Raw genomic sequence first — 20,399 nt, 5'->3', positions numbered from 1 at the left:
GTCAGTCCTTGATCAGGGTAAATTGCATCACATCCGTGTTGTGCGCCTGGAAGGCGGCCTCGCAATACGCGAGGTAAAACTCCCAGGTCAGCAGGAAACGGCCATCGAAACCCTGCTTTTCCAGCGCCGTGCGCTGGACCAGGAAGCTGGCGCGCCACTGGCGCAAGGTTTCCGCGTAATCGAGGCCAAAGCTGAAGGCGTCTTCCACGCGCAAGCCCTGTGCCTCGGCGGCGCGGCGAAACTCGGCAGGCGAAGGCAGCATGCCGCCCGGGAAAATGTACTGTTGAATAAAATCCGTGCTCTTGCTGTAGCGCTCGAACAAGTCATCGGCGATGACGATGGTCTGGATGCAGGCGCGTCCGCCCTGCTTCAGGTTGCGCGCCACGCATTCGAAATAGCCGGGCCAGTAGCTTTGCCCCACGGCTTCGAACATTTCGATCGAGGCGATGGCGTCGTACTGGCCGGCGCTGTCGCGGTAATCGCACAGTTGCAAATCAGCCTGCTGCGCCAGCCCCGCGTTCTGCAGGCGCTGGCGCGCATAAGCGAGCTGTTCGGTCGACAAGGTCAGGCCCGTCACGTGGGCGCCGTAGCTGCGCGCGGCTGTTTCCGCAAAGCCACCCCAGCCGCAACCGATTTCCAGCACCCTGGCGCCCGGCCGCAGTTGCAGCTGATCGGCGATGCGCCGGTATTTGGCTTCTTGCGCCTGCTCCAGGCTGGCGCCTTCGGTGAATAGCGCGCTCGAATACGTCATCGACGGATCGAGCCACAACTGGTAAAAGGCGTTGCCGATGTCGTAATGGGCGTGGATATTCTTTTTGCTGCCTGCCCGCGAATTGCGGTTGAGCAAATGCCGCAGCTTGTAGACGAGGTTGCCCCACCAGTTGCCGTAGATCAGCGATTCGATCTGCGCGCGGTTGCGTATCATCAGCTCGATCAAGCCCGGCAAATTGTCCGTGCGCCAGTCGCCGGCAATAAACGTTTCCGCAAAACCGATATCGCCCGAGCGCAGGACGGCCGAGCACAAGCGCCAGTTGTGCAGATCCAGGGTGACGGGGTGGCTGCCGTCGCCGTACAGCAAGATGCTGCCGTCAGGCGTGCGCAGGCGCAGGGCGCCATGCTGCAATTTTTCCAGCAAGCGCAAGATCACGCGTCCGGAAGCGGGCACGTCCAAGTGCGTGTGATCGGCAGTGTGGTCGGGACGGACGCAGGCGCGCGCCTGCAGGCCGGTCGGCAGGGAATCGGAGCTCATCGGGACACCTTTTCTTGTGGTGGATGGGGTTTGCTGAAAAACGGCACACGGCGCAGCCACAGGCGCAAGGCTTGCCAATGGATGCGCGCCATCACGCCAAACGTCATCAGGGGATAGCGCAGCAGCGCCCAGGCGATGGCGCCATCGCGCAGCGGCTGCGCCGTGCCGGACAAGCTCGTCTGCAGCAGCGGACCGTCGAGGTCGTCGTAATCGACCTTGGCCAGGTGGCGCTCACGCCCCTGCTCGCCGTTGCGCAGGAAATGGAAACGGTAATTTCCTTCCACCTTGCAAAATGGCGAGACGTGGAAAATTTTATTGGCGCGCAACTCGCTGCCATACGCGATGGCGCCGCCCTGCTCGAGCAGGTACAGGTGGCGCTCGCCGAAGGTATTGCGCACATCGCAGACCACGGCGCGCAGCGCGCCATCCGGGCGGTGGCAAAACCAGAAGCTGACGGGATTGAAGACATAGCCGAACATGCGCGGCATGGTTTGCAGCCAGATTTCACCGCCCGCGTCCAGCACGCCATGTTCACGCAGCAAGCCATCGATCCAGTCCAGCAGCGGCGTCGCGCCATCGCCGTGGTCGCTGTCGCGGAAGGACAGCACATTGGCGCCGTTGCGCGACATCAAACGGGCGGGAAAATCGCGCGCCCCCATGCTGCGCAAGGGCAGGCGCAGATAAAACATGCCGTAAGCAAAAGCATGCGCGCGCGGGCGCAGCCGCGCATGGCGCACCTGTCCCAGGCACAGCTGGGGCTGCGGCGCCACGGGCGGCGATGGATCACGCGGCATGGCCAAGCTCCGCCGCCGCCATGCCATTGAGTATTTGCGCCACTGCCAGGCCCGACTTCAAGCCGTCCTCATGGAAACCATAGCCCGTCCAGGCGCCCGCGAACCACGTGTGCTGCGCGCCCTGGAAACCGGCCAGGCGCGCCTGAGCGGCAATGGCCGCGCCATCGAACACGGGGTGGGCATACGAAAATTCGTCGATGATGGTCGATGGAGCGGGCTCGTCAAGCGGATTGAGCGACACGATGACGGGCGTGGTAAAGGGCAAGGGTTGCAGCTGGTTCAGCAAATAATGCACGCACACTTGCGGCGCATCGCCGTGCGCGGCCGGCCGGCCCTGGTAATTCCAGGCCGACCAGGCCTTGCGGCGCTGCGGCAGGCAAGATGCATCCGTATGCAGCACGGCGCGGTTGGGCTGGTAGCGCACGGCTTCGAGCACGGAGCGCTCATCGTTGCGGATGTCCGCCAGCAGGGCCAGCGACTGGTCGCTGTGGCAAGCGAGCACGACGTGATCGACATGCTCGACGCCGGCGGCCGTATGCAGCTCGACCATGCGCGCGCCATCGTGCGGCTGGCGGCGCACGGCAAGCACGGGGCAAGCGAGGCGCTGCTGCGGAATGCCGGCCAGCAATTTTTCCACGTACACGCGCGCACCACCGCGCACCGTGCGCCATTGCGGACGGTCGCTCACTTGCAGCAAGCCATGGTTGTGGCAGAAACGGATGAACGTGGCCAAGGGAAAAGCCAGCATCTGGCGCGCCGGGCACGACCAGATGCAGGCGGCCATCGGCAGCAGATACCAGTGGCGGAACTCGTCGCCATAGTTGTGCAGGTCAAGGTATTCGCCCAGCGACATGGCCGGTGCCGGCACGCTGGCCGTGGCCAGGGCGCTGGCCTGGCGGTTGAAGCGCACAATGTCGCGCAGCATGCGCAAAAAGGCGGGGCGCAGCAGGTTGCTGCGCTGGGTAAACACGGTATCGAAATTCGCGCCCGCCCATTCCAGCACGCGCGCATCGGATGCCGTGCCCAGCGGCATTTTGACGGAGAACGACATATCGCTGTCGGCCGCCTCGACACCGAGTTCATCGATCAGTTGCACCAGGTTCGGGTAGGTGGCGTGGTTAAACACGAGAAAACCCGTGTCGACACCATGCGTGACGCCATCGAGCGTGACGTCCACCGTATGGCTGTGGCCGCCAAAATAGTCGCCCGCCTCGTACAAGGTGACGTCCTGGCCCGCCTGCGCCAGGCGATAGGCACACGACAATCCTGCGATTCCTGCTCCGACGACGGCAATTTTCATGAGTGCACCTGTGTTAAGTTTGTCCTGGACAAATAAGCCTCATGGATAATCGATGAAATATTGATTTATGTCAATGAGCGCTCTCAGCCGTTCAGAAACTTATACGTCGGCAATTTTCAATCGGATTCAGCTATTTGGTCCGGGGTGGCGGAAGGCGTAAAATGCACTCCACGTTCTTTTTGCATGCGAGCAAGCCCCCTGGTATGGATACTGACCTGCAACCTACTTCCGCCTTCAGCATCAGCGATGTCGAGCGCGATACCGGGCTGGCCAAGGAAACCTTGCGTGTATGGGAGCGCCGCTACGCCTTTCCCCAGCCCCAGCGCGACGCCTTTGGCGAGCGCAGCTATCCGGCCGAGCAAGTGCAGAAGTTGCGCATGGTCAAGCGCCTGCTGGACCTCGGATTTCGTCCGGGCAAAATCATGCAGCACAGCACCGTGCAACTGCAGCAGCTGGCCAGCGCCGGCAGCGCGGCGCCGCCAGCGCCGGCCCCCCAGCTCGAACATTACCTGTCGCTGTGCCGCGGCCACCAGATGACGGAACTGGGCGATGCCCTGCGCCAGGCGCTGGCCGTGCTGGGCTTGAAAGCGTTCACCATCGACGTCATCGCCCCCCTCACGGGCATGGTGGGCGAAGCGTGGGCTTGCGGCGACCTGGCCGTGTATGAAGAGCATCTGTATAGCGAAACCTTGCAAACGGTGATGCGCCACGCCATCTTTTCCCTGCCACAAGCAAGCAGCCCGTCCACGCGCACGCCGCGCATCGTCCTCAGCACCTTGCCGCAGGAGCGCCATGGCCTGGGGCTGCTGATGGCCGAGGCCCTGTGCGCGGCGGCCGGCGCCCATTGCATGTCGCTGGGCGTGGAAACGCCGCTGACGGACATCGTCGCGGCCGCCCGTGCGCAGCGGGCCGACATCGTGGCGCTATCGTTTTCCAGCGCCAGCAAGCAACGGCAGACGCGCGACAGCCTGCAGCAGTTGCATGCAAGCTTGCCGCCAGAGATGGAATTGTGGGCCGGCGGACGCAGTCCCGTGCTGTACAAGCAGCCGCCAGCCTTTTTGCACGTGCTGGACTTGCGGCAAGTCGAGGAAAGCATCGCCGACTGGCGCCGCCGCCATCAGGCGCTGGCCCTGCAAACCCACTGAACCGGCTGGAAAGCGCGGCAACTGCGGCGATCTCCGTGGATAGCCGCGCAATGTTGCCAATCGAACAGTAAAGCATGAAGGGCCGGGCGCGCTCTGGTAGAATAGCCCGTAACACAGTGTCCGGCGCCGCCGGGCCTTAGGTCAGCACCCGCCACCACACATCCATGTTTAGTTTCTTCAAGAAAAAACCCATCGCTCCCGAGGCTGCGCCAGCCGAGCCCCTCGTCCTTCCCGCCGCCACGCCGCCTGCCCCGCAGCCTGCCGCTACGCCCCTGAGCGGCGCGCCGGCCGAGCTCGTACCCGTGATCGTGGCCGCCGAACCTGAGAAAAAATCGTGGATGACGCGCCTGAAGGCCGGCCTGTCGAAAACTTCGAACACCTTATCCGTGCTGTTCGTCGGCGCGAAGATCGACGACGCCCTGTACGAAGAGCTGGAAGCGGCGCTGCTGATGTCCGACGCCGGCATCGACGCCACGCAATTCCTGCTCACGGAATTGAAGAAAAAGGTCAAGGAAGACAAGCTGCTCGACGCCGCCGCCGTCAAGGCCGCGTTGAAAGTGCTGCTGATCGACCTGCTCTCGCCGCTGGAAAAGCGCTTCGAGCTAGGCCGCCACAAGCCGCTCGTGATGATGATTTCCGGCGTGAATGGCGCCGGCAAGACCACCACCATCGGCAAGCTGGCCAAGCACATGCAGTCGAACAACCAATCCGTGCTGCTGGCTGCGGGCGACACCTTCCGCGCCGCCGCGCGCGAACAGTTGATGGTCTGGGGCGAGCGCAACAACGTCACCGTGATTTCGCAGGAATCGGGCGACCCGGCCGCCGTGGCCTACGACTCCGTGCAATCGGCGAAAGCGCGCGGCATCGACGTGGTCATGGTCGATACGGCCGGCCGCTTGCCGACGCAGTTGCACCTGATGGAAGAATTGAAGAAAATCAAGCGCGTGATCGGCAAGGGCATGGATGGCGCGCCGCATGAAACCCTGCTCGTCATCGACGGCAACACGGGCCAGAACGCCCTCACGCAAGTGAAGGCCTTCGACGATGCCCTGCAGTTGAGCGGCCTGGTGATCACCAAGCTGGACGGCACCGCCAAGGGCGGCGTGCTGGCGGCGATTGCCCGCGTGCGTCCCGTACCCGTGTATTTCATCGGCATCGGTGAGAAAATTGAAGACTTGCAGCCCTTCGTGGCTGCCGAATTTGTCGAAGCGCTGCTCGGATAAGCCTACCTACATGATTGAATTTCAGCACGTCTCCAAGCAATACTCCCCCGATGCCGTGGCGCTCAGCGACATTTCGCTCAGTGTTGCCAAGGGCGAGCTGGTGTTTCTGGCCGGCCCGTCCGGCGCCGGCAAATCCACCCTGCTGAAAATGATCGCTGCCATGGAACGCCCCACGTCGGGCAAGCTGATCGTCAATGGCCAGGACATGGCAAAGATCAAGCCGGCCGGCGTGCCCTTCCTGCGCCGCAACATGGGCCTGATCTTCCAGCAGCAAAAGTTATTGAACGACCGCTCCATCCTGGCCAACGTCATGCTGCCGCTGCTCGTCGTCGGCGCGCACAAGGCGGCCGCCGAGCAGCGCGCGCGCGCCGCGCTCGACAAGGTGGGATTGCTGGACCGCGCCATGGCGCGTCCGCTGTCGCTGTCGGGCGGCGAGCAGCAGCGCGTGTCGATCGCGCGCGCCATCGTCAACCGGCCGCAGATCATCCTGGCCGACGAGCCGACGGCCAACCTGGACCGCGCCAGCGCCAACAAGGTGCTCGACGCCCTGAAAGCCTTCCATTCCGTGGGCGTGACCTGCCTCATTTCCAGCCATGACGAACAGATGCTCGACGCCGCCGCCCGCGTGATTCACCTGAAAAACGGCCAGCTGGTCGCCATCGACAAGGCCACGCAAGCGCCCGTCTTCGCTCCGCCCGATCCCGATTTTGCACCGTCCCCCGGCCAGGACGACGCGCAGGGAGAACAGCCATGAGAGGCTGGTTCCGTCAACACCGCTTCGCGCTGGGCTCGGCGCTGATTCACTTGCGCAAGTCGCCAGGCGGCTTTCTATTGAACGTCGTCGTCGTCGCCATCGCCCTGTCGCTGCCGTTCGCCGGCTTGACCATGCTCGACAATGTGCGCCCGATGTCGGAACAGATGTCGGTCGATCCGGAAATCAGCGTCTTCCTGAAGATCGACACGCCGCGCGAGCAAGCCGTGGCCCTGGCCAGCGCCATGCGCAAGATCGTGGGCGAGCAAAAGGCGAAAATCGTCTTCATCCCGCGCGAACAGGCGCTCGACACCCTGAAAAACAAGAATGGCCTGGCCGACGTACTGAGCACCCTGGGCGACAATCCCTTGCCCGACAGCTATGTGCTGAAACTCGACGCCTTCAGCAGCGCCAGCGAAGCGCAGGACGTCGATGCCGTGGCGGAACAATTGCGCCACTTGCCCGGCGTGGAATCGGCGCAAGTCGATTCGGCCTGGGTCAAGCGCCTGGCGGCCCTGCTGGGCGTGCTGCGCCTGGTACTGCTGCTGCTGGCGATCACCCTGGGCGTGGCCGTGATCGCCGTCGTCTTCAATACCATCCGCTTGCAGGTGATGCAGCAGCGCGATGAAATCAGCATCTCGAAACTGATCGGCGCCACGGACACCTTCATCCACCGCCCCTTCTATTACACGGGCGCCCTGCTGGGCCTGTGTGCCGGCGCGCTGGCCTTGGGCGCCGTAGCGCTGGCCTTGCAACCGCTCAATACCGCAATTGCCGAATTTGCCCGCCTGTATGCGTCCGAATTCCAGCTGGTGCCGCTGGCGCCGCTGCCGATGGCAGGCTTGCTGGCCGTCAGCGCCGGCCTGGGCCTGATCGGCGCCTTCCTCTGCGTGCAGCGCCACCTGGCGCGCCTGAACTGACCTCCCCTGCCATGGCGGCGCCTTCGCTGCCGCCATGCGTCCCCCATACTGCTGTTATCTTGATATTAAGCAAGTATTCTTAAGGCTCGCTTCAGCCAAAGGCCGTAGACTAACTACGTGTTCAAATCGCTGTTCAGAGATATATATCAAGCATTAAATCATCATAGTATTTAGGCTATCAGGTCGATTAAATGTGCTGATTGGCACTCTCAGGCAGAGAGTGCTAATATAGGGACATACCAAAGGCAGTAGCGCCATGGACGCCAGATGAAGATGGTGCCGCGCTCTGCAAAGTGCAAGACCGAATACGCAAAAACGAACAGACAAGAGGACCACGTCGCGTGACGTGGCCAACTGGAACAAAGCAAGACTACGAGGGAGAAAACATGACTATGATGTCCGCAACGTCCGCATTGGTTCCGACCAAAAGTAATGCGCTGGGCCTCGGTTTCACTGGCAATCTGGGCAATATCGATGCCTATATTTCGGCCGTGAACCGCCTGCCCATGTTGACCCACGACGAAGAAATTTCGCTGGCGAAACGCCTGCGCGAAAAAAATGACCTGGCCGCCGCGCAAGAGCTGGTGCTGTCGCACCTGCGCCTGGTGGTCTCGATTGCCCGCGGCTATCTGGGCTATGGCTTGCCGCATGCCGACCTGATTCAGGAAGGCAATATCGGCTTGATGAAAGCGGTGAAACGTTTCGATCCGGACCAGGGCGTGCGCCTGGTGTCGTACGCCATGCACTGGGTGAAAGCCGAGATGCATGAGTACATCCTGAAAAACTGGCGCCTGGTCAAGGTCGCGACGACGAAGGCACAGCGCAAGCTGTTCTTCAACCTGCGCAGCCACAAGACGGGCCTGGACGCGATGACGCCGAAGCAGATTGATGCGCTGGCCAAGCTGCTCGACGTGAAGCGCGAAGAAGTGATCGAGATGGAAACGCGCTTGAGCGGCCGCGACATCGCGCTGGAATCGCCGACCGACGATGAAGACGACAAGTTTTCGCCGATCGCCTACCTGTCGTCGGAGCAAAGCGAGCCGACCAAGGTGCTGGAAGCGGAACAAGTGACGCGCCTGCAATCGGAAGGCCTGGAAACGGCCTTGAGCAAGCTCGACGCCCGTTCGCGCCGCATCATCGAAGCGCGCTGGCTGGCCAACGACGACGGTTCCGGTGCCACCCTGCACGCGCTGGCAGAAGAGTTCGGCGTATCGGCCGAACGCATCCGCCAGATCGAAGTGGCGGCGCTGAAAAAAATGAAGGGCGCTCTGGCAGCCTGGGTGTAATCGCAAGCAATGCCGCAATGCAAAAGGCGCCGCAAGGCGCCTTTTAGTTTTACAAGTTGATGCTTATCAACAGATAAACATGGCAGCCCATTAAGCTGCGGCCAAGCCCTTGACGAGGACTTCGGCGACCAATTCATTCAGATCCGCGCCGCGCTCCTTGGCCAGGGTCTGCAATTGCAAGACCAGATCGCTGTTCAGCTTGACGGCGAATGGCACCAGGCCCAGGGCCTGATCGCGCTTGCGCTGCTCGCGGCGGTCGACGACCACCGCTTCCTTACCGAATGCACCGGCGCCGGGAACATTCATCTTTCCCATCAGTTTCTTGGCATCGCTTTTGGCCAGGTCGGTTTTTTTCATGGTTGTTTCCTGATTTTCAAAACAGCCATTTTACGCAGTAATCGGCGCGCCGCGTGGCCGGCGCGTCAATTCATCGGCAGCACGCCAATAGTGCGCCATAAAAATATCATTTTGTTATTATCATTTATCCCACGCGTGCACAGGCACGCCCGGGACGCTCTACCTGAAAGGAAAAACATGCAATATCTGACCCGCTCTTATCGTACCGTGCTGCTTCCCCTGCTCATCGTCTGCCTGGCCGTGCTGGCCGGCTGCGGCGCGGCCGGCAGCGCCGGCGACGCGGAAAACACGCCGCGCAGCGTCACCCACGTGCTCTCGCCGGGCGAACAGGTCGCCATCACGGCCACCGATACCCTGAAACTCGAGCGCGTCAATGACAGCCGCTGCCGCAAAGGCGCCGTGTGCGTATGGAAAGGCTACGTCAGCTACAGTTTCAGTTTGCTCAACAGCGCAGGCAGCACCGACATCGTGCTGTCCGATTCCATGCCGGGCGCTTCCAGTTCCGTCACCGTCAACCACCTGACGTTCACTTTGCTCGACGTCGATCCGGCCACGCCGCCCGCCCTGAACGCGGCCGAACCCACCTACCGGGTCAAGGTGAAAATCACGCAGGGCGCCCTGCCCCGCTAAGCGTCAGGCATCGTGGCGCTGGCGGCTGTCGGTCGGCGCCTGCTGCCGCTCCAGCAGGCCGTAATCGCGCACGACGGCGGCGATGCGCAGCCGGTAGTCGTCGAACACGCCGTGCCGGCCAGCCGCTTGCGCCGCCCGGTGGGCTTCCAGCCGCCGCCACTGCGCCAGCGCCGCCTCGTCGCGAAAGAACGACAGCGACAGCAACTTTCCCGGCTCGCTGAGGCTGCTGAAACGCTCGATGGAAATGAAACCATCGACTTCGTCGAGCAAGGGCCGCAGCGCGGCGGCCAGATCCAGATACTGCTGGCGCCCTTCCGCACTGGGCCACACTTCAAAAATCACGGCGATCATGCGCTCGCTCCTTGCGTAAACACGGGGATGCGGGCGTTCAGCGACGCTTGATAACGCCACGCCAGCGGCAAGTCTTCCAGCCTGTCGGCCCACGCCTGCAAACAAGCTGCGGCGATGGCGTGCGCGATGGACTGGCCCGGACAGACGTGGCGGCCATGGCCAAAGCCCGACTCCGCATGGCCGGCGCTGGCCAGCACGACGACGATCATCTGCCCGGCGGGTACACACACGCCATCGCACTCCACAACGTCCGCCGTATAGCGGCGCGTGTTGTGGATCGGGGGATCATGGCGGCTGACTTCGCGCAGCATGGCCGGCCACCGCTCAGGCGACGCGCGCAGTTGCGGCAACAACTCCGGCTGCGCGCGCAAGGCAACTATGGCGTTGCCCAGCAAGCCGGCCGTGGCGTCGCAGGTCTGCGACAGCAAGCCCACGAGGTTGGACAACAGGCCGCTCCCCATGGCATCGGTCTCTGTCACGATACTGGCGAGCAGGCTGCCCGGCCTCGCGTTACCCTCGCGCAGCAAGTGGCCAAAACCTTGCAGCAGGGAATCGGCCGCTTCCTGCGCGCCAGCCAGCTGTTCACCATTGCTCAGCGGCGACAGGCAGGCGACGAAATCACGCGTCCAGGCGGCCAGCGCCGGCCATTGCGCTGGCGCAAAGCCCAGCAAGTGGGCCATGGCGAACAGGGGCAGTTGAAAAATCGCCTCGTTGAGCTGGATGGCGCTGGCGGGCACGCGGTCGCCGGCAAACTGCATCACCCGTCCGTGCAGGCGAACCACGTCCACCTGGCCCAGCGCGCGCGCCAGCACCTGTTTCGGCACCGTATGCCGCTCGCCATCATTCATGCGTACCAGTTCGGCAAAAATCGCGCCGCACGGCGTGCCTGCCAGAGACTCCGGCACGGCCAGTCCCGGCGGGCGCACGCGGCAAGCGGGATGCTCAAGCACGGCGCGCACGCCGGCCGCGCCCGTCGCCAGCCAGCAATCGAGTGCCGCATCGAAACGCAGCGGCGGGCCGTCCGCCAGGCGGCGATAGTAGTCATACGGCGCCGCGTGGGTAACGGCGGAAAAAGGGTCGGCGGGGTCGGCTAGCAGCATGCGCATTCCATTGCAGTGAGGTGGGGATACGAGTATGCTGGTCCTTCCACCACAACACTTCGCCGGCGAACGAATCATGGATGACAAACTTCCCTCGGCCGACATGGGCCTGGCGCAACTGGCCGGCGCCATCGCCGAACCGGCCCGCGCGCGCATGCTGTGCAGCCTGCTCGATGGCCATGCGCGCACAGCCACGGAATTGTCGACGCTGGCCGAAGTGGGCGCCTCGACGGCCAGCGCCCATTTGAGCCGGCTGCGCGACGATGGCTTGCTGTCCATGGTGGCGCAGGGCAAGCACCGCTACTACCGCCTGGCCAGCACGGAGGTGGCGCGGGCGCTCGAAGCGCTGCTGGTGGTGGCCGGCGTGCCGGCAACGCCGTTTACCCCATCCACGCCGGACCGCCTGCGCCATGCGCGCACCTGCTACGACCACATGGCCGGCACGGTCGCCGTCGCCATGCACGACCAGTTGCACGCGCAAGGCTGGCTGCTCGATGATGGCGGCGAATATCGTCTGTCGGAAGCGGGCGCGGCCGGCATGGCGGCCTTGGGCATCGACGTGCCGCAACTGCTCCAGCAGCGCCGCCGCTTCGCTTGTGCCTGCCTGGACTGGAGCGAACGGCGCGCCCACCTGGGCGGCGCGCTGGGGGCGGCCCTATTGCAACTGGCCCTGCGCCGGCGCTGGGCCGAGCGCGAACTCGACAGCCGCGCCCTGCGCCTCACGCCGGCTGGCGAGCGGCGCCTGCTGGCCGCCCTGGGTGCGCCATGATCGCCTTCGAAGGTTTGTCCAAACAGTACGGCACCTTCGAGGCCGTCAAGCCGCTGACCTTACAAGTGGGCAAAGGAGAAGTCTTCGGCTTCCTGGGCCCGAATGGGGCCGGTAAAACCACCACCATCCGCATGCTGATGGGCATCCTCGTGCCCAGCAGCGGGCGCGTGCTGATCGATGGCCTCGATTGCCACCGCGATGGCGCCGCCGTCAAGCGCAAGGTGGGCTACCTGCCCGACAATCCCATCTTCTACGATTATTTGCGGGGACGTGAAATCCTGCAATTCGTAGCCGAAATGCATGGCTATCCACGCGCCGAGGCGGCCACGCGCACGGCGCGTCTGCTGACGGAATTCGGCCTGGACGAGGCGAGCGAGGATTTCGCCGTCAATTATTCGCTGGGCATGAAGAAAAAGCTGGGCCTGGCTTGCGCGCTGATCCACGATCCCGCCGTGCTGATCCTCGATGAACCGATCAACGGCCTCGACCCGCGCGCGTCGCGCGACGTGCAGGAACGCTTGCTGCGCATCGCCGCGGCCGGCACCACCATTTTTGTTTCCACGCATTTGCTCGACATGGCGCAAAAGCTGTGCAGCCGGGTTGCCATCATCCACCGTGGCGCCCTGGTCGCCACGGGCAGCCTGGACGAGATCCGCCAGCAGCTGTCCAGCGACGGCAGCCTGGAAGACCTCTTTTTGCAACTCACCGACGAAACCGCATGACACCGGCGCCGCCCACCGCCTGGCGCGCCGTCTGGCTGCTGACCCGATTGCGCCTGCAGCGCCTGCTCAACGTCAGCGGCAAGGGCTTGGCGTTCCATCGGGGAGGCAAGAGCCGGCCCGCCACGCCAGGAAAGAAACGAGGACGCTGGCTGCTGGGCGCGCTGCTGGTCTTGCCCATGCTATTTGCCTCCGGCAATATCGCCCGCCACAACCTGCTGAACATGCATTGCCTGCTCGACCAGGTGACCGTTTGCCAGGCCAAGGGCAGCCTGCAGGCGGGCGAGCGCGTGCTGGCGCCCGTCATCGCCCACTTGATCGAACAACCGTTCAGTGCGGCGCTGGCGGGCGCCCTGACCCTGCAATTGGCGCTGCTGTGGCTGGTGAGCCTGCTGCTGCCGCTGGGCATGGGAGAACTGTCGAAGCCAGACTGGGACTTGGAATGGCTGGTCACCCTGCCCGTCGACAAGGGCACCCTGCTGTGGGCGCGCGTGCTCGAACGCACGCTGCTCAACCCGCTCGGCCTGCTGGTGCTGTGGCCCGGCACCTCCATGATCGCCTGGTATTCGGGCCAGGGCTGGTTTTCGCCGCTGTCGGGGCTGTTTGCCTGCCTGCTCTTGCTGGCCCTGGCGGCCATGTTGCGTACCCTGATCGACACGGGCTTGCGCCTGTCGCTCAGTCCTGCGCAGCTGGGCAACTTGCAGGCCCTGCTGTCGGTGGCCGGCCTGTTTCCCATGTATATGGGCATGTCGTTCAGCATGGGTACGGGTGGCTTTGCCCACGCGTGGGCGGCGGCCATGCCGGCCTGGACCGGCTGGACGCCGCCGGGCCTGCTGGTGAGTTTGCTCAATGCCCAAGGTGCGGCAGCGGCCTTGCCGGCCGTCCTGCTGCTGGCGCAATGCCTGTGCTTGATGCTGCTGGGCATGGCCCTGCTGCGCCGCCAGCTGCGCCACGGCGTGGTGGGCGCGGGCCAGCGCGCGGCCGGCCGCAAGCGCCCCCCTGCAAACCAGTCCGCTGGCAAGTGGCGCGCCCGCCCCGGCACGGTGATCCAGCGCCGCGAGCTGACCTTGCTGCTGCGCGACCGCAATTTTCTCGTGCAAACCCTGCTGATGCCCTTGCTGATCCTCGGTGGCCAGGCCGTATTCTCGGGCCAGGCACGCGACCTGCACGAGCTGCTGTCCAGCCCCGCCTTGCTGGCTTCTACCGGCTTTTTCCTCGGCACTTATGTGCTGATGATGTCGGCCTTCCAGACCATCAACAAGGAAGGCGGCGCGCTGTGGCTGCTGTACACGTTTCCCGTCTCCATCGAGCAGGCACTGCGGCAAAAGGCCCAGCTGTGGGCCGCGCTGGCCCTGCTGTATCCATTGATCCTGTTCGGCGCGGCGCTGGCCCGGCTGCCCGCCTGGTCGTGGCAGACGGCGGGCCTGATGCTGCTGGCCCTGGCCGGCATCCCTTTGTACTCGATGATCGCCGTGGCGCTGGGCGTGTTTGCCAGCGATCCGCTGGCCACGGAAACCACGGCCAAGGTGCGCCCCACTTACACGTATCTGTATTTGCTGCTCACCGGCCTGTACATTGCCGCGCTGGCCGCCGGCAACCCTGCGCAGCAACTGGTGTTTGCCGTGCTCACGGGCGCGCTGGCCGTGGCCCTGTGGCAAAAAGCGCGCGATGCGCTGCCTTACCTGCTCGATCCCGCCGCCTCGCCGCCGGCGAGAATCACGGCGGCCGACGGCCTGATCGCCGTCATGCTGTTTTTCATTGTGCAAACCTTGCTGTTGATCCTGCTCAAGGACCAGGTGGCCGCGCCGCTCACGTATGTGCTGCTGCGCCTCGTATATTGGCGCGCCGGGACGGCCGGCGTGCCGCGCATAGCACAGGGCCGCCAGCCGTGGCGCCGGGGAGTCGTCGGCGCCTGTGCCGCGGTGCTGTTCGGCATCGGCTACGCGGCCTTGTTGCGGCCTGGCACGTTTCCACCGGCCGGTGGGCATTGGCTGTGGCTGCTCACCCTGAGCGTGCTGGCCGCGCCCCTGTGCGAGGAATTCATCTTCCGCGGCTTGCTGCAGGGCGGCTTGCGCCGCTCGCTGCCGGCCTGGCAGGCGGTCACTGTCGCCGCCGCGCTGTTTGCCGTCATGCATCCACCCGCCGCCATGCTGCCCGCCTTCGTACTGGGCCTGTGCACGGGCTATGCCTACGAGCGCAGCGGCGCGCTGCTGGCACCCATGCTGGTGCATGCCGGCTACAACGCGGCCCTCCTCGCGTACCAGTTGCATGGATAGATACAGGCACAGACAAGTTTGCTAGAATCGCACACGATTTCCGTCCGTATCCCAACCAATGACTACGCACAGATCACGCATGAATCCACGCTTGTTTGCACCATGTATCCTCGTTGCGCTGCTGAGCGGCTGCACGGTACTCGCCCTGCGCCCCAACAGCGGCGTCGAAAACCGCATGTTCACCGTGCAGGAAGCTCCGCGCCTGCGCATCGACGCGCCCAAGGCGCGCATCCAGAATCCCATGCCCAACGACCACTTCATCGGCATCGCGCTGTCCGGCGGGGGCAGTCGCGCGGCCAATTTCTCGGCCGCCTCGCTGGAGCAGCTGGAACAGTTCGGCCTCGTCAGCGGCGCTTCGGCCATCTCCGGCGTGTCGGGCGGCGCCATCGCGGGCGGCTACTATGCGCTGCATGGCAAGCAGACGGATTGGCCTTTGCTGCGCAGCAAACTGAAAACGGATTTCTTCGGCCAGACCATTTTGAAACCGGCCAACCTGACGACGATGTTGTTGACGAACAAGACGCGTACCTCGTTCCTGTCCGACGTGTTGGACGATGTGCTGTACGACAAAAAAACCTATCAGGACTTGCCGCACGACGGCCCCATCTTCCTGGCCAACGCGACGGACGCCACCGATGGCGGCAAGCGCGTGGTGTTTTCCTATGAGTATTTTTACGGCACCCTGCATTCGCCGATCCAGGATATCCGCCTGGCCACGGCCGTGGCCACCTCGGCCGCCTTTCCCGGCGTGTTCGATTCCGTCACCTTCGAGCGTTTCCGCCCGAAAAACACCTTCGTGCCGGAACTCGGTTCCGAGTCGCGCGAATCGCCGTCGTATGTGCACCTGTTCGACGGCGGCGCGGCCGACAACCTGGGCGTGGAAACCCTGTGGGACGTGGCACTGACGCAGCTGTACGGCAACGACATGGCCGTCGTGCCGCCGCGTTTGAACAGCAAGCCCTTCATCCTCATTTCCATCGATGCCAACGCGCCCAATTCCAGCGCCGTCTTCGAAAAGATGTCGGACGAGCGCCAGCCGCTGGACCGCATCTTCAACAAGAATATCTACGACGCCGTCGACGCCCTGTTTTCGCGCCAGCGCAAGGAAAACCTCGTCAAGATGGGCTTTGGGCAAGCCCGCTTCGATACCATCACGCATGAAAACTTTGGCGACCTGAGCCAGAAATTCGTCAAGGGCAAGCGTACCTCGGCCTTTGCCATCCCCGTGCTGTGCCGTCCCCATCTGGGCCAGTACCGCTGCGAAGTCGATGCGGCCGATCCCTTGCCGGGCCAGATCCGCACGCGGCTGGAAGGCTTTGCCTGGCATATTTCCATCGACCAGATCGCCTCGCTGGCGCTGCGCCTGGCCAGCGGCGATGCGCAAGTCGACGGTGCCCGCAAGGAAGAGCGCGCCGCCCTCGTCAAGCTGCAACGCCTGGCTACGCAAACAAAAACCCATCTGAAGCTGACGGGTCCGGAAAATTGCAGCCCGGAAGTGCTGCAATCGGCCCTGTACAGCGCCGCGCGCGTACTGATCCTCGACGACGAGGAATCGCGCTTCGCCCTGTGCGACTACATGCTGGCGGGCCAGCTGATCAATGACGACACCGTCTGCAAGCAGCGCTATGTGCACGCCGTGCCCCGCTTTGCCATCGAAAGCGAAGATTTGCAGTACCGCAACCTGAGTTCGGACGGCAATTCCGTGAACGTGCCGATACGCTGCAAGAAGTGAGCGCGCACAAAAAAACCCGCGCGATCGCTCGTGCGGGTTTTAGCGCAAGGATTCCAAGCGCCCGGCTGATTTAAATCAGCCGACTACGCCTGCGCATGTAGCTGCGGCTTAACGCACCTTCCAGTTCCTGCTCCGATTTATGCTGGTTCACCGTGTACAGGGCCCACAGGGCCGCCGGCACCCAGCCGATCACAGTGCACTGCAAGATCAAGGCGGCGGCACCGGCCAGCGGGCGCCCCAGCATGAAAAACGTGAGACACGGAAGTAGCAAGGCTATCAGCAATCGCATCACGACATACTCTCCTAAATATAGAGCAGCGGACAAGGGCCGGTATCCGGTCCGTCCCCCGCCCGCTGCGTACTGCTCCTTATAGATGCACGGCTATCTGCGGCATCAAGTCGTCAAACGTGCGACCGTTGCCGTTTTCGCCGATGGCGTGCATCTTCCATTCGCCGTTATGGCGGTACAGCTTGGCCATGATCTGTGCCGTGTGGGTACCTTGCACAGACAGGTTGAAACGCGCGACTTCCTGGTTATTGCTGGCATTCAAGATGCGGCAATAGGCGTTTTCCACCTGCGAGAAGTTCTGGCCAGTAAAGCTGTTGACGGTGAAGACCAGGCTTTTCACGTGTGCCGGCACTTTCGACAGATCGACATTGATCTGTTCGTCGTCGCCATCGCCCGCGCCCGTACGGTTGTCGCCCGTGTGGACAATGCTGCCGTCCTTGCTTTTCAGCTGGCGGAACCAGACGATGTCGGACGTGCTCTTGTTTTCATCGAACATGACGCACGACGCATCCAGGTCGACGGCTTCCGTCTTCGAACCGAAACCGAGGAAACCCTTGGTCTTGGCCGCATCCCAGCCCAGGCCCATGGTGATACGGGTCAGGGTAGTACCAGCTTCTTTGTCCAGAGAAATCTTCTGGCCTTTGCTCAAATTGACAGACATACGCATAGCTCCTGTTCGGTTAGTTACTGCTTGATTACGCCGGCTTGCTTTGGGTCCAGGCGAGGAAGGCCGCGCGGTTGCGCGAGCACACGAGGATTTTTCCCGTACCTGAAAACTTCAGCACCATGCCCTCGCCGCTGGTCTGGCTATTGATCAAATTGCCCAGAAAGCCGCCGCTGCTGCCGGTCGTCATGGAAATTTCGTATTGCAGGCGGTTGTCCCAGCACACGACGTGCGAGTTATCGATCACCACGTCCTTGCCAGGCGTCACTTCCAGTATCGACATCGCGCCAAAACCGGACACCGCCAACTGGCCGCTGCCTGCCGTCTCGGTAATGAAAAAACCACCGCTCTGGGCAAACAGCGCGTTGCCAAGGCTCTGCGTGCGCACCTTCAATTCCACGCCAGAACTGGCCGCCACGAAGGCGCCGTCGCTGATCATGTATTGCTGGGCACCCACCTCGAGCACCCGCATCGCGCCAGGCAGAGTCGGCGACAGCAGACAGTCGCCGTCGCCCCGCATGGCTTCGATATGCTGCTGAAAGAACGATTCCCCGTTGGCAAAGGTGCGCATCAGCGCGGCGCCTATGCCGCCAGTCATCTTGCCTTTCAGCTCAAGATTGGTTTCCATCATCACCATCGCATTGGATTCGCAATAAATCTTCTCGCCCTTGGCAAGCGACACATGCAGGAACGGGTCGACGTCCCCGGTAATACTAAAAACTGGCATCTGACTGTTCCTTCCTCAACTAGGTAATGATGGAGACGGCTCCCATAATGCACCGCCGTTAATGCAGAGTAACGGTGCCGCACAAAACCGTAGCGAGCGGATGTGATTTGTGGCCGAGAAGCGCAACCGTACTTTAGTACGGGGGCGCCGAGCCGGTGAGCATCGCCGGCCGCAAAGCGCACCGCGCAGTAGGTTGGGTGTGGCGACCTTACACGCCGACGCCGAACGATGCAGCCAGTGGGCCCAGACCGCCTTTATAACCCTGGCCGATGGCCTTGAATTTCCAATCGGCGCCATTACGATAAATTTCGCCGAAGACCATCGCCGTTTCGGCCGAGCCGTCTTCCGACAGGTCGAAACGGGCGATTTCCGTGTTGCCGTTGGCGTTCACGCAGCGCACGTACGCTTTCGATACCATACCAAAGTTTTGCTTGCGCGCTTCGGCATCGTGAATCGTGACGCAGACGGCGATCTTGTCGATCTCGGCTGGCACCGTGGCCAGGTCGACCATGACGGTTTCATCATCGCCATCGCCGGCGCCCGTGGTGTTGTCGCCCGAGTGGGTGACGGAACCGTCGCTCGATTTCAGGTTGTTGTAGAAAATCATGTCGACGTCGGCGCGTACCTTGCCGTCCGCCTTCAACAGGAACACGGAACCGTCGATGTCGAACGCGGCGCCATCGGTGGCGCGGGCATCCCAGCCCAGGCCGATGATCATCTTCGAGATGCCAGGAGCTTCTTTGCTCAGGTTGACGTTGCCGCCTTTTTGCAGACTGATTGCCATGATGTATTTCTCCTATGTGAAATAAAAGTCCAGCGAATAATTAACTTGCAAAACACCTGGCGCCCTCCACCGGCCCGACTCCCCAGGCCGGCGGCGGCGCTTGCTGCATCACGCTGGCAAACGGGTGTGGCGTTTGCCGCGTATCTCTTACGCCTTGGCCGCTGCTTCCAGCTCAGGCTGTTTATCTTCCGTGCCTTCCAGCAAGGCCATGCGTCGCTTGTAACGGATCGACGACCACAGCGAGGCGAGAATGAAGGCCACGCCGATCAGACCCGTGAAGATCTCGGGAATGTGGAACTTCATGCTGACCAACATGATCACGGCCAGGATACCGATCGCATAGTGCGCGCCGTGCTCCAGATAAACGAACTCGTCGAGCGTTCCCTTGCGCACCAGGAACACCGTCATCGACCGCACGAACATCGCGCCGATAGCCAGGCCCAGCATGATGATCACGACATCCTTGGTGATGGCAAACGCGCCGATCACGCCGTCAAAGCTGAACGAAGCATCGAGCACTTCCAGATACAGGAAGCCGCCAATACCGCCGCGCTTGACGATGTCGCCCATGTTGCCGTCACCGTTATCGCCTTCCAGCAAGCCACTGATCACGTCGACGCCCACGTAGGTCAGGATACCCCACAGGCCGGCCGTCAGGACCACCAGTTTCTGGCCTTCTTCGATCATCGACAGGCTGGCCATCAGGGTGCCCAGCGCGATCATCACGGAAATCGACGATACCTTGCCCAGCGCGCCCAGTTTTTCTTCAATTCGGCCCAGCCAGTGCGTTTCTTTTTCGTCGTCCAGCAGGAAGTTCAGGAACACCAGCAGCAGGAAGATGCCGCCGAAAGCCGCCACTTCCGCATGGTGATTCGTCAGGTGCATCGAGTACTGTTCAGGATTGCTCAGTGCCAGATTCCATACTTCCATCAAGCCCAGGTCCGCCGCTTGCGCCACGATGACCAGCGGGAACAGCAAACGCATGCCGAAGACGGCGATGATGATGCCGACGCCCAGAAACAGGCCCTGCCAGAACTTGTCCCAGTTCTTCAGCACCGAAGCGTTGACCACCGCGTTGTCGAACGACAGCGAGACTTCCATCACGCCCAGGATCACCGCGATACCGAGCGCCGCCAGCATCGTCTGCACGCCACCGTGCGTGTAACCCCACCAGGCGGAAATGCCCAGGCAGATAAATGTCACTAGAAATGACACTCTGAAATGTTTCATCGATAGTTCCCCTTTATCCAAATTCAATGGAGCGTAGTATAAGGACGTGTGACACATTTAAAAATAGAAGATAATGGAAGTATTACTTCGTAAAAACAGAAGA

The 20,399-nt window shown here is 62.7% G+C and carries 21 protein-coding genes; 10 read left to right on the top strand and 11 right to left on the bottom strand.

Annotated features, from left to right (window positions below; genetic code table 11):
* Position 1: 1 nt before the first annotated feature.
* The 3 genes from IGS55_RS26090 to IGS55_RS26080 are packed head-to-tail and all read right to left on the bottom strand — an operon-like array spanning position 2 to position 3,343.
* Positions 2-1,249 carry an SAM-dependent methyltransferase gene (locus IGS55_RS26090; protein ID WP_230519071.1) on the bottom strand — a complete coding sequence of 416 codons (1,248 nt, stop codon included), beginning with the start codon at positions 1,247-1,249 and terminating at the stop codon, positions 2-4.
* Positions 1,246-2,043 carry a DUF1365 domain-containing protein gene (locus IGS55_RS26085; RefSeq protein WP_230519072.1) on the bottom strand — a complete coding sequence of 266 codons (798 nt, stop codon included), beginning with the start codon at positions 2,041-2,043 and terminating at the stop codon, positions 1,246-1,248. The genes IGS55_RS26090 and IGS55_RS26085 overlap by 4 nt, the downstream gene beginning before the upstream one ends.
* On the bottom strand, positions 2,033-3,343 hold the full coding sequence (locus tag IGS55_RS26080) for an NAD(P)/FAD-dependent oxidoreductase (protein WP_230519073.1): 1,311 nt from the start codon (positions 3,341-3,343) through the stop codon (positions 2,033-2,035). The genes IGS55_RS26085 and IGS55_RS26080 overlap by 11 nt, the downstream gene beginning before the upstream one ends.
* A gap of 203 nt (positions 3,344-3,546) precedes the next feature.
* Here IGS55_RS26080 and IGS55_RS26075 point away from each other — a divergent pair, with 203 nt between their 5' ends.
* The 5 genes from IGS55_RS26075 (at position 3,547) to rpoH (ending at position 8,668) form a co-directional block, all read left to right on the top strand.
* Positions 3,547-4,488: a MerR family transcriptional regulator gene (locus IGS55_RS26075; protein ID WP_139091680.1), complete on the top strand. Its 942-nt coding sequence runs from the start codon at positions 3,547-3,549 to the stop codon at positions 4,486-4,488.
* A 164-nt stretch (positions 4,489-4,652) separates the two neighbouring features.
* Positions 4,653-5,711 (top strand): signal recognition particle-docking protein FtsY, encoded by a 1,059-nt coding sequence (ftsY, locus tag IGS55_RS26070; protein WP_230519074.1) that lies wholly within the window; start codon positions 4,653-4,655, stop codon positions 5,709-5,711.
* A 10-nt stretch (positions 5,712-5,721) separates the two neighbouring features.
* The gene (locus IGS55_RS26065; RefSeq protein ID WP_230519075.1) at positions 5,722-6,465 is read left to right on the top strand and encodes a cell division ATP-binding protein FtsE; all 744 of its coding nucleotides are present in this window, start codon (positions 5,722-5,724) and stop codon (positions 6,463-6,465) included.
* Positions 6,462-7,382: a permease-like cell division protein FtsX gene (ftsX, locus tag IGS55_RS26060; RefSeq protein WP_034748937.1), complete on the top strand. Its 921-nt coding sequence runs from the start codon at positions 6,462-6,464 to the stop codon at positions 7,380-7,382. The genes IGS55_RS26065 and ftsX overlap by 4 nt, the downstream gene beginning before the upstream one ends.
* A 392-nt stretch (positions 7,383-7,774) precedes the next feature.
* Entirely contained in the window at positions 7,775-8,668 is an 894-nt protein-coding gene (rpoH, locus tag IGS55_RS26055; protein WP_034748938.1) for an RNA polymerase sigma factor RpoH, read from the top strand.
* Between the two features lie 90 nt (positions 8,669-8,758).
* Here rpoH and IGS55_RS26050 read toward each other — a convergent pair whose 3' ends face one another.
* Complete coding sequence (locus IGS55_RS26050; RefSeq protein WP_034748940.1) at positions 8,759-9,025, bottom strand: hypothetical protein; 267 nt, start codon at positions 9,023-9,025, stop codon at positions 8,759-8,761.
* A 177-nt stretch (positions 9,026-9,202) separates the two neighbouring features.
* Here IGS55_RS26050 and IGS55_RS26045 point away from each other — a divergent pair, with 177 nt between their 5' ends.
* A complete protein-coding gene (locus IGS55_RS26045; RefSeq protein ID WP_230519076.1) occupies positions 9,203-9,655 on the top strand; it encodes a hypothetical protein in 453 nt (150 codons plus the stop codon).
* A gap of 3 nt (positions 9,656-9,658) precedes the next feature.
* On the opposite strand, the gene IGS55_RS26040 is transcribed toward IGS55_RS26045, so the two are convergent.
* Positions 9,659-10,006 carry an antibiotic biosynthesis monooxygenase family protein gene (locus tag IGS55_RS26040; protein WP_230519077.1) on the bottom strand — a complete coding sequence of 116 codons (348 nt, stop codon included), beginning with the start codon at positions 10,004-10,006 and terminating at the stop codon, positions 9,659-9,661.
* Entirely contained in the window at positions 10,003-11,106 is a 1,104-nt protein-coding gene (locus tag IGS55_RS26035) for a cytochrome P450 (protein ID WP_230519078.1), read from the bottom strand. The genes IGS55_RS26040 and IGS55_RS26035 overlap by 4 nt, the downstream gene beginning before the upstream one ends.
* Before the next feature lie 76 nt (positions 11,107-11,182).
* On the opposite strand from IGS55_RS26035, the gene IGS55_RS26030 reads away from it, so the two are divergent.
* The 4 genes from IGS55_RS26030 to IGS55_RS26015 all read left to right on the top strand — a co-directional run bounded on the left by IGS55_RS26030 (position 11,183) and on the right by IGS55_RS26015 (position 16,602).
* Positions 11,183-11,875, top strand: a complete 693-nt coding sequence (locus tag IGS55_RS26030; protein ID WP_230519079.1) for an ArsR/SmtB family transcription factor — start codon at positions 11,183-11,185, stop codon at positions 11,873-11,875.
* Positions 11,872-12,597, top strand: a complete 726-nt coding sequence (locus tag IGS55_RS26025; protein WP_099409830.1) for an ABC transporter ATP-binding protein — start codon at positions 11,872-11,874, stop codon at positions 12,595-12,597. The genes IGS55_RS26030 and IGS55_RS26025 overlap by 4 nt, the downstream gene beginning before the upstream one ends.
* Positions 12,594-14,870, top strand: coding sequence for a CPBP family intramembrane glutamic endopeptidase (locus IGS55_RS26020; protein ID WP_230519080.1), 2,277 nt, complete (start codon positions 12,594-12,596; stop codon positions 14,868-14,870). The genes IGS55_RS26025 and IGS55_RS26020 overlap by 4 nt, the downstream gene beginning before the upstream one ends.
* A 79-nt stretch (positions 14,871-14,949) precedes the next feature.
* The gene (locus tag IGS55_RS26015) at positions 14,950-16,602 is read left to right on the top strand and encodes a patatin-like phospholipase family protein (RefSeq protein WP_181877969.1); all 1,653 of its coding nucleotides are present in this window, start codon (positions 14,950-14,952) and stop codon (positions 16,600-16,602) included.
* A gap of 70 nt (positions 16,603-16,672) precedes the next feature.
* Here the strand turns inward: IGS55_RS26015 and IGS55_RS26010 are convergent, their stop codons facing one another.
* The 5 genes from IGS55_RS26010 to IGS55_RS25990 form a co-directional block, all read right to left on the bottom strand.
* On the bottom strand, positions 16,673-16,891 hold the full coding sequence (locus IGS55_RS26010) for a hypothetical protein (protein ID WP_034748958.1): 219 nt from the start codon (positions 16,889-16,891) through the stop codon (positions 16,673-16,675).
* Between the two features lie 79 nt (positions 16,892-16,970).
* Entirely contained in the window at positions 16,971-17,552 is a 582-nt protein-coding gene (locus IGS55_RS26005) for a TerD family protein (protein ID WP_034748960.1), read from the bottom strand.
* 34 nt (positions 17,553-17,586) lie between these two features.
* Entirely contained in the window at positions 17,587-18,282 is a 696-nt protein-coding gene (locus IGS55_RS26000; protein ID WP_034748963.1) for a TIGR00266 family protein, read from the bottom strand.
* A 208-nt stretch (positions 18,283-18,490) separates the two neighbouring features.
* Positions 18,491-19,066 (bottom strand): TerD family protein, encoded by a 576-nt coding sequence (locus tag IGS55_RS25995; RefSeq protein ID WP_034748966.1) that lies wholly within the window; start codon positions 19,064-19,066, stop codon positions 18,491-18,493.
* A 147-nt stretch (positions 19,067-19,213) separates the two neighbouring features.
* Positions 19,214-20,296: a DUF475 domain-containing protein gene (locus IGS55_RS25990; RefSeq protein WP_034748969.1), complete on the bottom strand. Its 1,083-nt coding sequence runs from the start codon at positions 20,294-20,296 to the stop codon at positions 19,214-19,216.
* Between the last annotated feature and the right edge of the window lie 103 nt (positions 20,297-20,399).

It is taken from the genome of Janthinobacterium sp. EB271-G4-3-2 (assembly GCF_020858035.1).
In the GTDB taxonomy this organism is placed as follows: Bacteria; Pseudomonadota; Gammaproteobacteria; order Burkholderiales; family Burkholderiaceae_D; genus Janthinobacterium; species Janthinobacterium aestuarii.
Note: the sequence above shows the minus strand (reverse complement) of the source record. Positions and strands in the feature narration are given on the sequence as shown.

Excerpts from the sequence above, each read along its gene's own strand:
- IGS55_RS26090 (WP_230519071.1), bottom strand. The coding sequence starts at position 1,249 with ATGAGCTCCGATTCCCTGCCGACCGGCCTGCAGGCGCGCGCCTGCGTC.
- IGS55_RS26085 (WP_230519072.1), bottom strand. The coding sequence starts at position 2,043 with ATGCCGCGTGATCCATCGCCGCCCGTGGCGCCGCAGCCCCAGCTGTGC.
- IGS55_RS26080 (WP_230519073.1), bottom strand. The coding sequence starts at position 3,343 with ATGAAAATTGCCGTCGTCGGAGCAGGAATCGCAGGATTGTCGTGTGCC.
- IGS55_RS26075 (WP_139091680.1), top strand. The coding sequence starts at position 3,547 with ATGGATACTGACCTGCAACCTACTTCCGCCTTCAGCATCAGCGATGTC.
- ftsY (WP_230519074.1), top strand. The coding sequence starts at position 4,653 with ATGTTTAGTTTCTTCAAGAAAAAACCCATCGCTCCCGAGGCTGCGCCA.
- IGS55_RS26065 (WP_230519075.1), top strand. The coding sequence starts at position 5,722 with ATGATTGAATTTCAGCACGTCTCCAAGCAATACTCCCCCGATGCCGTG.
- ftsX (WP_034748937.1), top strand. The coding sequence starts at position 6,462 with ATGAGAGGCTGGTTCCGTCAACACCGCTTCGCGCTGGGCTCGGCGCTG.
- rpoH (WP_034748938.1), top strand. The coding sequence starts at position 7,775 with ATGATGTCCGCAACGTCCGCATTGGTTCCGACCAAAAGTAATGCGCTG.
- IGS55_RS26050 (WP_034748940.1), bottom strand. The coding sequence starts at position 9,025 with ATGAAAAAAACCGACCTGGCCAAAAGCGATGCCAAGAAACTGATGGGA.
- IGS55_RS26045 (WP_230519076.1), top strand. The coding sequence starts at position 9,203 with ATGCAATATCTGACCCGCTCTTATCGTACCGTGCTGCTTCCCCTGCTC.
- IGS55_RS26040 (WP_230519077.1), bottom strand. The coding sequence starts at position 10,006 with ATGATCGCCGTGATTTTTGAAGTGTGGCCCAGTGCGGAAGGGCGCCAG.
- IGS55_RS26035 (WP_230519078.1), bottom strand. The coding sequence starts at position 11,106 with ATGCTGCTAGCCGACCCCGCCGACCCTTTTTCCGCCGTTACCCACGCG.
- IGS55_RS26030 (WP_230519079.1), top strand. The coding sequence starts at position 11,183 with ATGGATGACAAACTTCCCTCGGCCGACATGGGCCTGGCGCAACTGGCC.
- IGS55_RS26025 (WP_099409830.1), top strand. The coding sequence starts at position 11,872 with ATGATCGCCTTCGAAGGTTTGTCCAAACAGTACGGCACCTTCGAGGCC.
- IGS55_RS26020 (WP_230519080.1), top strand. The coding sequence starts at position 12,594 with ATGACACCGGCGCCGCCCACCGCCTGGCGCGCCGTCTGGCTGCTGACC.
- IGS55_RS26015 (WP_181877969.1), top strand. The coding sequence starts at position 14,950 with ATGAATCCACGCTTGTTTGCACCATGTATCCTCGTTGCGCTGCTGAGC.
- IGS55_RS26010 (WP_034748958.1), bottom strand. The coding sequence starts at position 16,891 with ATGCGATTGCTGATAGCCTTGCTACTTCCGTGTCTCACGTTTTTCATG.
- IGS55_RS26005 (WP_034748960.1), bottom strand. The coding sequence starts at position 17,552 with ATGTCTGTCAATTTGAGCAAAGGCCAGAAGATTTCTCTGGACAAAGAA.
- IGS55_RS26000 (WP_034748963.1), bottom strand. The coding sequence starts at position 18,282 with ATGCCAGTTTTTAGTATTACCGGGGACGTCGACCCGTTCCTGCATGTG.
- IGS55_RS25995 (WP_034748966.1), bottom strand. The coding sequence starts at position 19,066 with ATGGCAATCAGTCTGCAAAAAGGCGGCAACGTCAACCTGAGCAAAGAA.
- IGS55_RS25990 (WP_034748969.1), bottom strand. The coding sequence starts at position 20,296 with ATGAAACATTTCAGAGTGTCATTTCTAGTGACATTTATCTGCCTGGGC.